At 71.9% G+C, this 13,134-nt stretch carries 13 protein-coding genes and 2 pseudogenes; 10 read left to right on the forward strand and 5 right to left on the reverse strand.

The genetic code is table 11. The features are described from left to right. The first annotated feature begins 28 nt into the window (after window positions 1-28). The 5 genes from BC793_RS13105 (at window position 29) to BC793_RS13125 (ending at window position 3,567) form a co-directional block, all read left to right on the forward strand. Entirely contained in the window at window positions 29-616 is a 588-nt protein-coding gene (locus BC793_RS13105) for a TetR/AcrR family transcriptional regulator (RefSeq protein WP_109592733.1), read from the forward strand. A gap of 77 nt (window positions 617-693) precedes the next feature. Then, entirely contained in the window at window positions 694-1,455 is a 762-nt protein-coding gene (locus tag BC793_RS13110; protein ID WP_109592735.1) for an SDR family NAD(P)-dependent oxidoreductase, read from the forward strand. A gap of 1 nt (window position 1,456) precedes the next feature. Further along, window positions 1,457-2,404, forward strand: a complete 948-nt coding sequence (locus BC793_RS13115; RefSeq protein ID WP_109592737.1) for an SDR family NAD(P)-dependent oxidoreductase — start codon at window positions 1,457-1,459, stop codon at window positions 2,402-2,404. 51 nt (window positions 2,405-2,455) lie between these two features. Next, a complete protein-coding gene (locus BC793_RS13120; protein ID WP_373871218.1) occupies window positions 2,456-2,908 on the forward strand; it encodes a pyridoxamine 5'-phosphate oxidase family protein in 453 nt (150 codons plus the stop codon). A 59-nt stretch (window positions 2,909-2,967) separates the two neighbouring features. Further along, window positions 2,968-3,567, forward strand: a complete 600-nt coding sequence (locus BC793_RS13125; protein ID WP_109592739.1) for a TetR/AcrR family transcriptional regulator — start codon at window positions 2,968-2,970, stop codon at window positions 3,565-3,567. 4 nt (window positions 3,568-3,571) lie between these two features. Here the strand turns inward: BC793_RS13125 and BC793_RS13130 are convergent, their stop codons facing one another. From BC793_RS13130 to BC793_RS13140, 4 genes and pseudogenes are all read right to left on the reverse strand, one after another. Further along, the gene (locus tag BC793_RS13130) at window positions 3,572-4,600 is read right to left on the reverse strand and encodes an MBL fold metallo-hydrolase (protein ID WP_170167232.1); all 1,029 of its coding nucleotides are present in this window, start codon (window positions 4,598-4,600) and stop codon (window positions 3,572-3,574) included. Window positions 4,601-4,725: 125 nt separating this feature from the next. Beyond that, window positions 4,726-6,234, reverse strand: coding sequence for an aldehyde dehydrogenase family protein (locus BC793_RS13135; protein WP_109592741.1), 1,509 nt, complete (start codon window positions 6,232-6,234; stop codon window positions 4,726-4,728). A 33-nt stretch (window positions 6,235-6,267) separates the two neighbouring features. Continuing rightward, window positions 6,268-6,468: pseudogene (locus BC793_RS52795) on the reverse strand (SDR family oxidoreductase); the annotation flags it as partial. Between the two features lie 174 nt (window positions 6,469-6,642). Next, window positions 6,643-7,359: pseudogene (locus BC793_RS13140) on the reverse strand (SDR family NAD(P)-dependent oxidoreductase); the annotation flags it as partial. A 49-nt stretch (window positions 7,360-7,408) separates the two neighbouring features. On the opposite strand from BC793_RS13140, the gene BC793_RS13145 reads away from it, so the two are divergent. The 4 genes from BC793_RS13145 (at window position 7,409) to BC793_RS13160 (ending at window position 10,783) form a co-directional block, all read left to right on the forward strand. Then, complete coding sequence (locus BC793_RS13145; protein ID WP_109592743.1) at window positions 7,409-8,146, forward strand: enoyl-CoA hydratase family protein; 738 nt, start codon at window positions 7,409-7,411, stop codon at window positions 8,144-8,146. Window positions 8,147-8,220: 74 nt separating this feature from the next. Next, on the forward strand, window positions 8,221-9,048 hold the full coding sequence (locus BC793_RS13150; protein WP_275416172.1) for a CoA transferase subunit A: 828 nt from the start codon (window positions 8,221-8,223) through the stop codon (window positions 9,046-9,048). Continuing rightward, window positions 9,045-9,737 (forward strand): CoA-transferase subunit beta, encoded by a 693-nt coding sequence (locus BC793_RS13155; protein ID WP_109592747.1) that lies wholly within the window; start codon window positions 9,045-9,047, stop codon window positions 9,735-9,737. Before BC793_RS13150 ends, BC793_RS13155 begins: the two co-directional genes overlap by 4 nt. Further along, window positions 9,734-10,783: an NAD(P)H-dependent flavin oxidoreductase gene (locus tag BC793_RS13160; protein WP_109592749.1), complete on the forward strand. Its 1,050-nt coding sequence runs from the start codon at window positions 9,734-9,736 to the stop codon at window positions 10,781-10,783. Before BC793_RS13155 ends, BC793_RS13160 begins: the two co-directional genes overlap by 4 nt. Here the strand turns inward: BC793_RS13160 and BC793_RS13165 are convergent. Then, window positions 10,767-11,930 carry an acetyl-CoA C-acetyltransferase gene (locus tag BC793_RS13165; protein ID WP_109592751.1) on the reverse strand — a complete coding sequence of 388 codons (1,164 nt, stop codon included), beginning with the start codon at window positions 11,928-11,930 and terminating at the stop codon, window positions 10,767-10,769. The two genes, BC793_RS13160 and BC793_RS13165, sit on opposite strands and share 17 nt — an antisense overlap. Window positions 11,931-11,992: 62 nt before the next feature. Between BC793_RS13165 and BC793_RS13170 the strand changes: the two genes are divergently transcribed. After that, complete coding sequence (locus BC793_RS13170) at window positions 11,993-13,126, forward strand: acyl-CoA dehydrogenase family protein (RefSeq protein ID WP_109592753.1); 1,134 nt, start codon at window positions 11,993-11,995, stop codon at window positions 13,124-13,126. The last annotated feature ends 8 nt before the right edge of the window (window positions 13,127-13,134 follow it).

The raw sequence follows: 13,134 nt of genomic DNA on the forward strand, positions 1-13,134 counted from the left end.
GCGTTCGGTCAAGGGCGATAATCGGCCGGTGACGCAATCCAAGAGCCCGTCCGAGCGGCGCGCGCATCTCGTCCGGCTGGCCGGCGACCTCTTCGCCGAGAAGGGGTTCCGCGCGACGACGGTGCGGGAGATCGCCGACGCCGCCGGGATCCTCTCCGGCAGTCTCTACCACCACTTCGACTCCAAGGAGTCGATCGGCGACGAGATCCTCAGCGCCTTCCTGGAGGACGTCCTGGCCGGTTACCGGGAGGCGGTCCGGGACACCGACGACCCGCGAACGGCGATCGAGCAGATCGTCCGGTCGAGCACCGCCAACCTGAGCCGGCACCGGGCGGCGCTGACCATGCTCCAGAACGACTGGAACTACTTCAGCGGACAGCCCCGGTTCGCCTACCTGCGCACCGCCATGAAGGAGATCGAGCAGACCTGGATCGAGCAGCTCGAACGCGGCCGGGAGACCGGGCAGTTCCGGGCCGACCTGGACACCCGGCTCACGTACCGGCTGCTGCGCGACATCCTCTGGCTGCCCACCTCGTGGCGCTCCTCGGCGACCTGGAGCACCGATCAGATCATCGACGGACTTCTCCGCCTTCTTTTCGACGGCATCCGCGCGTAGCCTCCCAAGCAAGCGCTTGGTAAGCGCCTGTCCGCGGCCCCGAGCCGACCGGACGAGGGTGCACCCGGGAGGACGCGATGGGGCGGCTGGACGGCAAGGTTGCGCTGATCACCGGCGGCGCGCGGGGCATGGGCAAGGCCCACGCCCGGCACTTCGCCGCCGAGGGGGCGCGCGTCGTGATCGGCGACGTGCTCGACGAGAAGGGGCGGGCGGTCGCCGGGAAACTCGGCGCGGACCTCTGCCGGTACGTGCACCACGACGTGACCAGCGCGGACGACTGGGCGGCCGCGGTCGACGCGACGATCGACGCGTTCGGGCAGGTCGACGTGCTCGTCAACAACGCCGGCATCCTGCGGCACGCGCCGGTCGCCGAGATGGACCCGGCCGCGTTCCGGGAGGTCATCGAGGTCAACCTGGTCGGCACGTGGCTCGGGATCCGCCAGGTCGTGCCGGCGATGATCGGCGCGGGCGGCGGGTCGATCGTGAACATCTCGTCGATCGAGGGGTTCGCCGGCGCGTCCGGGCTGTCGGCGTACAGCGCCAGCAAGTTCGGCGTCCGCGGCCTCACCAGGTCGGCCGCGCAGGAGTTGGGGCCGGTCGGCATCCGGGTCAACTCGGTGCACCCGGGCGGCGTGATGACGTCGATGGCGCTCGCCGCCGCACAGACGATGACCGGCGTAGACGGCAGCGGGTTCCTCAAGGGCCTGCCGATCGCCCGGTTCGCCGAGCCGGTGGAGATCTCCCGGCTGGTCGCCTTCCTGGCCTCCGACGAATCGTCCTACACCACCGGCGCCGAGTTCCTCGCCGACGGCGGCCTGCTCAGCGGACCGGGGTACTGAGATGGCGGCGATCCACGGCTCCCCTCCCCCGGCCGCGGCCCCCGGACGGTCGCTCGACGGGCGCGTCGCCGTCGTCACCGGGGCCGGGCAGGGGCTCGGCGCCGCCGAAGCCCGCGCACTCGCGGCGGCCGGCGCCCGGCTGATCCTCAACGACCTGCCCGGGGACGCTCTCGACGCGGTCGTCGAGCAGATCCGGGCCGACGGCGGCGAGGCGGTCGCCCGCCCCGGCGACGTCGCCGACTGGGCGACCGGCGAAGCGCTTGTCAGGACGGCCGTCGACACCTTCGGCGGGCTGGACGTGCTGGTCAACAACGCCGGCGTGCTGCGCGACCGGATGATCTTCTCGATGTCCGAACAGGAATGGGACACCGTCATCCGGGTCCACCTGCGCGGTCACTTCGTGACCACCCGGTTCGCCACCGCCTGGTGGCGGGAGCGGGCCAAGGCGACCGGCCGCCCCGGTTACGCCCGGATCGTCAACACCGCGTCCGAGGCGTTCCTGCTCGGCTCGGCCGGCCAGCCCAACTACGCGGCGGCCAAGGGCGGGATCGTCTCGCTCACCCTCGCCACCGCCCGAGGTTCCTTCAAACACGGGGTACGGGCGAACGCGATCTGTCCGCGCGCAAGAACCTCCATGACCGGCCAGTTGATGGGACCTGCTCCGGACGGGCCCGACCCGATGGCCCCGGAACGGGTCGCGCCGCTGGTCGTGCACCTGGCCGGGCCGTCCGGCGAGCGGATCACCGGCGAGGTGTTCGTGGTGCACGGCGACGTCGTGGCGGTGCTCGGGCCACCCACGGTGCGGGCCGTCTTCCACGCGGCCACCGGGCAGTGGACCGCCGCCGAACTCGACGCCGCCCTGAGCACGGAGTTCGCCGACGATCCACCGCGCCCCGGCTTCGTCTGCGAGGAGACGCTGCCGTTGGCCGCGGCCACGTTCGGTGAATAGCCGCGATCTGCCGTCCCGGCACGGCCTCACACGATCGGCGAGGGAGGACCCGTGAAGCAGCGGGACGCGGTCCGGATGACCGATGACGAGGTGGGGGCGCTCCTGGCGTACCGGCGCAAGGTGCAGATAGCGACGATCAACCCGGACGGCACGCCGCATCTGGTGACCATGTTCTTCGCGCCGGCCGGCGGCCGGATCGCGTTCTGGACCTACCGGGCCTCGCAGAAGGCCCGCAACCTGACCCGCGACCCGCGCCTGACGTGTCTCGTCGAGGACGGCGAGGACTACTTCGCGCTTCGTGGCGTACAGGTCAACGGCACGGCCACCACGATCAGCGACCTGCCCGGGGTGACCGGGGTGGGACGGCTCATCGCGGCCCGGATGCCGGACGTTCCCGCCGACGCCCTGGACGCGTACGTCGCCCACGCCGCCCCCAAGCGCACCGCCTACCTGGTCGAGCCGGTCCGGGTCACCAGCTGGGACCATCGCCGGCTGCTGGGCTGACCGCGCGGGCCCGGCGGCGCATAGACTGACCGCCGGCCGGATCGGGGGTGGGAGGGCGCATGTCAGTAGGTGCGACGGTGGGCCGGCCCCGCGATCCCGAGGTCGACGAACGGATCACCCGGGCCGCGGCCGAGGTCTTCGGCACCGAGGGCTGGGCACGGTTCTCGGTCGACGCCGTCGCCCGCCGGGCCGGTGTCGGCAAGGCCTCCATCTACCTGCGCTGGCCCAACAAGGAGGCACTGCTCGTCGCGGTGTTCGCGTCCCGGCTGTCCGGCGTCCGCGACATCGACACCGGCAGCCTCCGCGACGACCTGGTCGCCCTGGCCCGCCAGGTGCTGCACGCGTTCCTCGACGAGGCCGGCGGCGCGGTCCTGCGGCTGATGCTGGAGGCGGAGAGCATCCCGGCCGGCCAGGAACACCTGGACCGGTTCCTCCAGTCGCAGGCCGCGGCGGCGCGGGCCATCGTCCATCGTGGCATCGACCGCGGCCAGCTGCGCCGCGACATCAGCGTCACCCTGCTGCTCAACACGATCAGCGGGGGCGCCCTCAACCACGCGCTGACCACACCGTTCCGCTCCCGCGCCAAGGTGGCCGCCTCCGCCGACCGCTACGCCGAAGAACTCGTCGACTTCGTCCTGGCCTCGGTGACCACGCCGTAGGCCGTCAGCGGCCGCCGGCCAGGGCTCCGGCGCGGAGGCGGTCGCCGTCGCGGGTCAGGGTGCCGGTGCGGATCAGCAGCTCGACGTGGGCGGCGGTCTCGGCGACGGCGCCGACCAGCATCGGGCCGATCTGGTCCCACGGGCGCGACCAGGTCAGCTGGGACGCCACCTGCCAGATGGTGGCCGGCCCGAGGCGTTCCACGGTCTCCAGGATCTCCCGGCACCGCTCGCGGTGATGGGTGTCCAGCTCGGCGGCGCGGGCCGCGATGCCGCGGAAGCGGTACTCGTGGCCGGGCAGCGCCTCGTACTCGTCGTAGGCGGCGACCTTCTCCAGCGACTCCAGGTAGAGGCCGAGCGGGTCCTCCCCGCTCAGCTGGAGGCCGATGTTGGGGCTGATCCGCGGCAGCACGTGGTCGCCGGTGAGCAGCACCTGCGCGTCCGGCTCCAGCAGGCACAGGTGGCCCGGGGTGTGGCCGGGTGTCCACACCGCCCGCAGCCGCCGGCCCGCCAACGGCACCAGGTCGCCGTCGTCGAGCATCACGTCGGCGTCGGCCAGCGGCGCGAAATGCAGATCGACCGCCGCCCCGAACTTCCCGATCAGGCCGTCGATCTCCTCGGCCGGTACGTGCAGCTGCCGCATCCAGCCGGCCAGCGCCGCGCTCGGCTCGGTGTCCCGGTCGCGCAGCATCGTCGCGTGCTCGGCCGGGTGCATCGCCACCCACGCGCCGGAGGCGTCCCGCAGTCGTGCGGTCAGGCCGTGGTGGTCCGGGTGCACGTGGGTGAGCACGACGCCGGTCACGTCGGCGGCGGTGGCTCCGGCCTCGGCGAGCCCGGCGGTCAGCGCCTGCCAGCCGGTGTCGCTCTCCCACCCCGGGTCGACGACGACCAGCCCGTCGTCGCCGGGCACCAGGTAGCAGAGGGTGTACCGCAGAGGATTGTTCGGAATCGGCACCGGAACCGACACCAGCCCACCGGCCAGCTTCTCCACCGGCGGCAACGTCCGGGCGCGCCAGGCAGCCTGTTGCAGGTTCATCCGAGCCCCTTTCCTAGACGGTTCACGTCTAGGAAAGGAAGCCTATCGTGAACGCCGACCGTTCAGCAATCGGCGTGAACCGCCCGAACCTGAGGACGGCGCTGCACATCGCCCGGCGGGGCTTGCTACATCATCTCCTCGGTGGTCGGGATCAGCACGGTCTTCAGCTCGGTGTAGGCCTCGATCGAACTACGGCCGCCCTCCCGATTCAGGCCGGACTGGCCGTACCCGCCGAACGCCACGTGCGGCTCCAACTGGTAGCCGTTGATGCCGACGGTTCCGGCCCGCAGTGACTTCGTCAGACGGAAGGCCCGCTTCACGTCGGCGGTCCAGACCGTGGCCGCCAGGCCGTACGTGGTGTCGTTCGCCAGGCGCAGCGCCTCCTCCTCCTCGGTGAACGGGACCACCGCCAGGACCGGGCCGAAGATCTCCTCACGGGCGATGGTGGCGTCGTTGGAGACGTCCGCGAACAGGGTCGGCTGGACGAAGTTGCCGGCCGCCAGCTCCCCGTCGGGGCGGCCACCGCCGGTCACCAGGCGGGCGCCCTCGGCGCGGCCGCTCTCGATGTAGCCGAGGACCCGGTTCAGCTGGCGTTCGTTGATCAGCGGGGACGCGGTGGTCTCCGGGTGGAACGGGTCGCCGTAGGTGACCAGGGCGGCCATCGCCTCCGCGATGGCCAGGAACTCGTCGTAGACGTCCCGGTGCACCAGGGCCCGGGTGTGCGCGACACACGCCTGACCGGAGAGGCCCATCGTCACCGTGCCCATGGTGGTGGCGGCCGCGGCGTACACATCGGCGTCCGGGAAGACCAGCGACGGGCTCTTGCCACCCAGCTCCAGGCTGGTGCGCTTGATGCCGTTGGCGGCGGCGGCCAGCACCTTACGGCCCACCCCCCGGCTGCCGGTGAAGGTGATCTTGTCGACCTGCGGGTGGTTGATCAGGGCGTCGCCGGTGGTGTCGCCGGGGCCGGTGACCACGTTCAGGACGCCCGGCGGCAGGCCCGCCTCCTCGACGATGCGGGCCAGGCGCAGCGCGGAGAACGTCGCATACTCGGACGGCTTCAGCACCACGGTGCAGCCGGCGGCCAGGGCGGGCGCGAGCTTCTGGGCGGCCAGCAGCAGTGGACCGTTCCACGGGATGACCGCGGCGACCACGCCGACCGGTTCGCGCAGGGTGAGCACCATGTGCTCGCCGCCCTGATAGGCGGGCAGCGTCTCGCCGGCCAGCTTGTCCACCCAGCCGGCATGGTGCTCGAAGACGTCGGCAACACACTCGACCGACATCGCGTACGTCTCACCGAAACTGACCGGCACCCCGTTGTCCAGGGCGACCAGGGTCTGCAGCTCCGCGGCGTTCGCCCGGATGGCGTCGGCGATGCGGCGCAGCACCCGGATCCTCTCCTTCGCCCGGGTACGCGGCCACGGGCCCTCGTCGAAGGCGGCGCGGGCGGCGCGTACCGCCGCGTCCACGTCGGACGCCGTGGCGACGGCGAACGTGCCGACCTCCTCGGCGGTCGCCGGGTGCAGATGGCTCCAGGTCCGGCTGTCGGCGGCGGGTCGCCAGTCGCCGGCGATCAGCAGTTCCCCGCCGGCCAGGCCGACCTCGTCGCGTTTGGCCTTGATCGAGAGCACCATGCCGACCTCCGGGCGCGCGAATTGAAACAGGTTCTATTTCTCGGCACGGTACGCCGTGTCCCGGAGGTCCGCCAGATACGCCGGCCACTCGCCGCCTCCGTGCACCGCGAGCGAGGCACCGCTGATGTAGCCGGCCAGCGGTGACGCGAGCAGCAGGCAGGCACTCGCCACCTCCCCGGCGGCGGCGGGGCGCCCCATCGGCACGGTCCTGGCCACCGTCGACGCCGCCGGACCCCCCACACCGGCGCGACCACCGTGTGCGCCGCGCGCTGCAGGCCCGGAACCCGCGGACCCGGAGGCCGCAGGTCCGGAAGTCGCAGGTCCGGAAGTCGCAGGTCCGGAAGTCACAGGTCCGGAAGCCCTGGGCGCAGAAAGCTCGGCCCCGGAAGACGCCGAGCCAGAAGATGCCAACCCTGTAGGCGCGGGTCCGGAAAGCGCGGGTCCGGAAATCGGGGCGGCCTCCACTGGGCCGACCACCAGGGTGTTGACGCGGACTCTCGGAGCCCACTCGGCCGCCAGGCTGGTGGCGAGGTGGTGAAGGCCGGCTTTGGCCGCGCCGTAGGCGGCGGTTCCGGGTGACGGCCGAGTGCCGCTGACGCTGCCGATCATGAGAATCACACCGCCGGTGCTCTGCTCCCGCATGACCGCGTTGGCGGCCTGCGCGACATGCAGCGGAGCGATCAGGTTGAGTTCGATGATCTTCGCGTGCAGCCGGGGCGAGGCCGAGCCGGCGGGCACCTCCGGGCTCCCGCCCGCGTTGTTGACCAGCACATCTATGCGCCCGAAACGATCGATCGCCGCATTGATCAAGGCTGCGGCCTGCGCCGGATCACGCACATCGGCCTGGAAGAACACCGGCAGGCGCGAAGCGGAAGCCGAAGGCCCGGAAGCCGAAGGAGTGGAAGCCGAAGGCCCGGAAGCCGAAGGCCCGGCGGAGACCGGAGGGACTGAGCAGGCGGACGGGGTCGTGGGCGTAACGGGCGGGGGTGCCGGGTCCGGTGGGGTGCGGCCGCAGATCAGGACGTCGGCACCGGCGGCCTGGAAGGCGGCGGCGATCGCCGCTCCGATGCCGCGGGTGCCGCCGGTGACCACCACGGCGCGGCCGGTGAAGTCGAGGGGGTCCATGGATGTCGATGCTAGCCACCCAAGCAAGCGCTAGGTTAGCCTGACCGCCGTGGGGATTGAGCTGCACAGAGGCGCGGTCGCCGAGGTGATCGTGGATTTTCCGCCGGTCAACGCGCTTCCGGCGGCCGGTTGGCACGCCCTCGCCGACGCGGTCATCGCGGCCGGGGCCGATGAGCGGACCCGGGTGGTGGTGCTGGCGGCTGAGGGTCGCGGGTTCTGCGCGGGCGTGGACATCAAGGAGATGCAGCGGACCTCGGGCCATGACGCGCTGCTGGCCGCCAACCGGGGCTGCGCGGCGGCGTTCGCGGCCGTCTACGACTGCCCGGTTCCGGTGATCGCCGCCGTGCAGGGGTTTTGCCTCGGTGGCGGGGTGGGCCTGGCCGGCAACGCCGATCTGGTGGTGGCCGCCGACGACGCCACGTTCGGATTGCCCGAGGTGGACCGGGGCGCGCTGGGTGCGGCGACCCATCTGGCCCGGCTCGTTCCGCACCAGCTGATGCGGACGATGGTCTACACCTGCCGGCCGGTGACGGCGTGGGAGTTGCACCGGTTCGGGACGGTGCTGGAGGTGGTGCCGGTGGCCGGGCTGCGCCGGGCCGCCCGCCGGGTCGCCGAGGAGATCGCGGCGAAGGATCCGCTGGTCATCCGCCGGGCGAAGGAGTCGCTGAACGGGATCGACCCGATCGACGTGAAGCGCTCCTACCGGTTCGAGCAGGGCTTCACCTTCGAACTCAATCTGAACGGCGCCGGCGATCGGGCCCGCCAACGATTCCTGGACGGCCGATGAGCGCGGCCGGTGAGCGCGGCCGAGGAAGCCCGACGAGGGAAGCCGGACGACGAAAGGGAGGGCCGGTGAGCGGAGTGGACAAGCTCGTCAGCATCGACGACGCGGTCGGTGAGGTCCGGGACGGGATGACGATCGGGATCGGCGGCTGGGGATCCCGGCGTAAGCCGATGGCGATGGTCCGCGCGCTGCTGAGGGCCGGCCGCAAGGACCTGACGATCGTCGGTTACGGCGGCCCGGACGTGGGGCTGCTGGTGGCCGCGGGTTGCGTACGCAGAGTCGTCACCGGTTTCGTGTCCCTCGACAGCATTCCGCTCGAACCGCACTTCCGGGCCGCCCGCAGCGCCGGCACCGTCGAGCTGACCGAATACGACGAGGGAATGCTGTACTGGGGCCTGCTGGCGGCCGCGAACCGGCTGCCGTTCCTGCCGATCCGGGCGGGTCTCGGCTCCGATGTCATGCGTGTCAATCCGGGGCTGACGACGATCCGCTCCCCCTACGCCGACGCCACCGAACTCGTCGCGATGCCGGCGATCACTCTGGACGTCGCGTTCCTGCACCTGAATCGGGCGGACGCCACCGGCAACGGCCGTTATCTGGGCCCCGACCCGTACTTCGACGACCTGTTCTGCCTGGCGGCGAAGAAGCGGTTCCTTTCTTGCGAGCAGGTCGTCGGGACCGACGACCTGCACACCGGTGGGCCACCGCAGGGCCTGCTGGTCAACCGGTCGATGGTCGACGGTGTGACGGAGACGCCGAACGGGGCCCATTTCACCAGCTGCGTGCCCGACTACGGCCGGGACGAGGCGTTCCAGAAGGAGTACGCGACGACCGGCTGGGAGACGTTCCGCGCCCGCTATCTGGACGGCGACGAGAACGACTACCAGAAGGCGGTACGACGGTGACCCGCGCCGAGACGTGTGTGGTGGCGTGTGCCGAGGCATGGCGCGGCGACGGGGCGGTGCTGGCGAGTTCCGCCGGCCTGATCCCGGGTCTGGGTGCCCGTCTGGCGCAGCTCACGTTCGCCCCGGAGCTGCTGGTCACCGACGGTGAGGCGACCCTGCTGCGGGACGGGCGGCCGGAGGGCTGGCTGCCGTACCGCCAGGTCTTCTCGATCGTCGCGGCCGGCACCCGGCACGTCATGATGGGCGCCGGCCAGCTGGACCGGTTCGGCAATCAGAACATCTCCTGTGTCGGCCCCTGGGAGCGGCCGGCGTCGCAGCTGCTGTGCGTGCGCGGCGCGCCGGGCAACACGGTCAACCACCCGGTCAGCTACTGGGTGCCCCGGCATTCGCCACGGGTGTTCGTCGAGCACGTCGACATGGTCTCCGGGGTCGGGCATGATCGCGGCGCGTACGAGATCCGGCTGGTCGTCACGAACCTGGCGGTCCTCGACTTCGCCGGCCCGGACCGGTCGATGCGGCTGCGGTCGGTGCATCCGGGTGTCACCGTCGACGACGTGGTGGCGGCCACCGGTTTCGCCCTGACCGTTCCGGATCAGGTGCCGCAGACCCGTGAGCCCACCGGCGAGGAGCGGCGGCTCATCCGGGAGCACCTCGACCCGGACGGCCTGCGGGAGCGGGAGGTCCGGTGAGGACGGCGCTGACCGAGTTGCTCGGCTGCCGGCATCCGATCGTGCAGACCGGCATGGGTTACGTCGCCGGGGCCGGACTCGTGTCGGCGGTGGCGGAGGCCGGCGGTTTCGGCATCGTAGCCTCCGCGACCATGGGTCTCGACCAGCTCCGCGCCACGATCAGGGAGATCAAGGGCAACACCGGTCGTCCCTTCGGCGTCAATGTACGGGCCGACGCCCCCGACGCCGCCGAACGCATCGACCTGCTGATCCGTGAGCGGGTGAGGCTCGCCTCCTTCGCACTCGCGCCGGACCGTGATCTGATCCGCCGCTGCACCGACGGCGGGGTGCTGACCATGCCGTCGGTGGGCGCGCGCCGGCACGCCGAGAAGGTCGCGGCCTGGGGGGTGGACGCCGTGCTGGTGCAGGGCGGCGAGGGTGGTGGGCACACCGGGCCGGTCCCGACGACGCTGCTACTGCCGCAGGTGGTGGACGCCGTCGACATCCCGGTGGTGGCGGCCGGCGGGTTCTTCGACGGGCGGGGACTGCTGGCGGCGCTCTCCTACGGTGCGGCCGGGGTCGCCATGGGCACGAGGTTCCTGCTCACCTCGGACAGCCCGGTCGGGCCGCGGGTCAAGCAGCTCTACCTCGATGCGGACGTGACCGGCACCGTCGTCACCACGCGGGTGGACGGGGTGCCGCACCGGGTGCTGCGTACCGCGTACATCCGGGGCCTGGAAAGTTCGGGACGGGTGAGTGCGCTGGTCAGGTCGGTCCGGCATGCCGTCGCGTTCCGGCGTCTCGCCGGGATGACGTGGCCGCAACTGGTGCGGGCCGGGCGTGCGGCGCGGCACGGGCGTGAGCTGAGCTGGGCGCAGACGCTGATGGCCGCGGGCACGCCGGTGCTGTTGCGCACGGCGATGGTGGAGGGCCGCCCGGAGTTCGGGGTGATGTCGGCCGGCCAGGTCGCCGGGGTGATCGACGACCTGCCGTCGTGCGCCGAACTGATCGCGCGGATCATGAAGGAGGCGGATGACGGGCTGGGGCGGCTCACAGCCGTTCGATGATGGTCACGTTGGCCTGGCCGCCGCCCTCGCACATGGTCTGCAGGCCGTATCGTCCGCCGGACCGTTCGAGTTCGTGCAGCATGCTCACCATGAGCCGGGCGCCGGTCGCACCGAGCGGATGACCGAGAGCGATCGCGCCACCGTTCACGTTGACCCGCGCCGGGTCGGCGCCGGTCTCCTTCAGCCACGCCAGGACGACACTGGCGAACGCCTCGTTCACCTCGAAACGATCGATGTCGTCGATGCTCAGGCCGGTCCGCCGGAGGGCGTGCGCGGTCGCCGGGATGGGCGCGCCGAGCATCAGGACCGGGTCGTCGCCGCGCGCCGACAGGTGGTGGATGCGTGCTCGCGGCCGCAGCCCGTGGTCGCGGACCGCCCGTTCGCTCGCGACCAGCAGGGCGGCGGCCCCGTCGGCGATCTGACTCGCCATGGCCGCGGTGGTGATCCCGCCTTCACGCAGTGGCTTCAGCGCGGCCATCCGCTCGGGGCCGGTGTCGCGGCGTGGGCACTCGTCGACGCCGCCCGCCCGGCCGCCGCCCGCGCCACCCCAGACCGCTCCGCCGCCCCCTCCGCCGAGGATCTCGCGCTCGAAGAGCCCACCGTCGATCGCTCTGATCGCCTTCTCGTGACTCGTCAGCGCGAAGACCTCCATCTGCTCCCGCGAGATCGACCAGCGGGCGGCGATGTCGTCGGCGCTGCGGAACTGGGAGACCTCCTGCTCGCCATACCGCGCGGCCCACCCGTCGCTGCCGGCATAGGGCCCGGCGGGCGCCATCGCGCTGCCGATCGGGACCATGCTCATGTTCTGCACTCCCCCGGCCACGATCAGGTCGGCGGTCCCGCTCATCACGGCCTGCGCCGCGAAGTGCACCGCCTGCTGCGACGACCCGCACTGCCGGTCGACCGTGACGCCGGGAACGTGTTCTGGAAATCCCGCCGCCAGCCAGGCCGTCCGCGCGATGTCGCCGGACTGCGGCCCGAGCGTGTCGACACACCCGAGAATGACGTCGTCGACGGCTCCCGGATCCACGCCGTCGACCACCGCCCTGATCACCGCGGCCCCCATATCCGCAGGGTGGACCCCGGAGAGGAGGCCGCCCCGGCGGCCGACCGGGGTCCGCACCGCACCTGCCAGATAAGCCTCCATATTGACGCCCTCCCGAGACAGCGAGTAGAACGTGTTCTAACTTACCGGGATCGGGGTGACCCATGCACGTCGGATACACACCCGAGCAGGAGAAGCTGCGGGCGGCACTGCGCGACTACTTCTCCGCACTGATGACCCCCGAGTTACGAGCCGGCCTGACCAGCGGCGACGGCGAGTACGGCGACGGCCCCGCCTACCGTGAGGTGGTCCGGCGACTGGGCCGCGACGGCTGGCTGACGATCGGCGGCCGGTCCCGCCTGGAGCAGCTGATCTTCGCGGACGAGGCGGCGCTGGCCGGGGTGCCGGTGCCGTTCCTGACCCTCTACACGGTCGGCCCGACGATCGCCCGGCACGGCACCGTGGAGCAGAGGGATCGGCTCATGCCCCGGATCGAGGCCGGCGAGGTGCACTTCTCGATCGGCTATTCGGAACCGGGCGCCGGCACCGACCTGGCCGCGCTGCGCACCCGGGCGGTCCGCGACGGCGACCACTGGGTGATCAACGGCCAGAAGATGTGGACCAGCCTGATCCAGTACGCCGACTACGTCTGGCTGGCCTGCCGCACCGATCCGGACGCGCCGCGGCACAAGGGACTGTCGATCCTGATGGTCCCGACCGATGCGCCCGGGTTCTCGTGGACGCCGGTGCGGACCGTGGCCGGCCCGTCCACCAGCGCCACCTACTACGACGACGTCCGGGTCGCGGCGTCCGCCCTGGTCGGTGCCGAGAACCAGGGCTGGCGGCTGATCACCGACCAGCTCAACCACGAGCGGGTCGCCCTGACCTCGGCCGCCCCACTGCAGCGCGCGCTGCGCGAGGTCCGGGACTGGGCGGTCGGCACCGGCCGCATCGACCACGAGTGGGTGCGCCTGCACCTGGCCCGGGTGCACGCCAAGACCGAGGCGCTGAAGCTGTTCAACTGGCGGGCCTGCGTCTCCGACGGCACCCCGGCGGCAACCCGGGCGTCGGCCGGCAAGGTCTACGGCACCGAACTGGCGATCGAGGCGTACCGGCTGCTGATGGAGGTGATCGGGCCGGCCGCGACGATCCGGGAGGGCGAGCCGGGCGCGGTGCTCTCCGGCCGGATCGAGCGGATGTACCGGGCGTCGCTGATCCTCACCTTCGGCGGCGGCACCAACGAGGTCCAGCGCGACATCATCGCGGCCGGCGCACTCGGCCTCCCGATCCGGCGTTAGGAGCGGCC

Origin of the sequence: Actinoplanes xinjiangensis, from assembly GCF_003148685.1 — a bacterium.
GTDB lineage: Bacteria > Actinomycetota > Actinomycetes > Mycobacteriales > Micromonosporaceae > Actinoplanes > Actinoplanes xinjiangensis.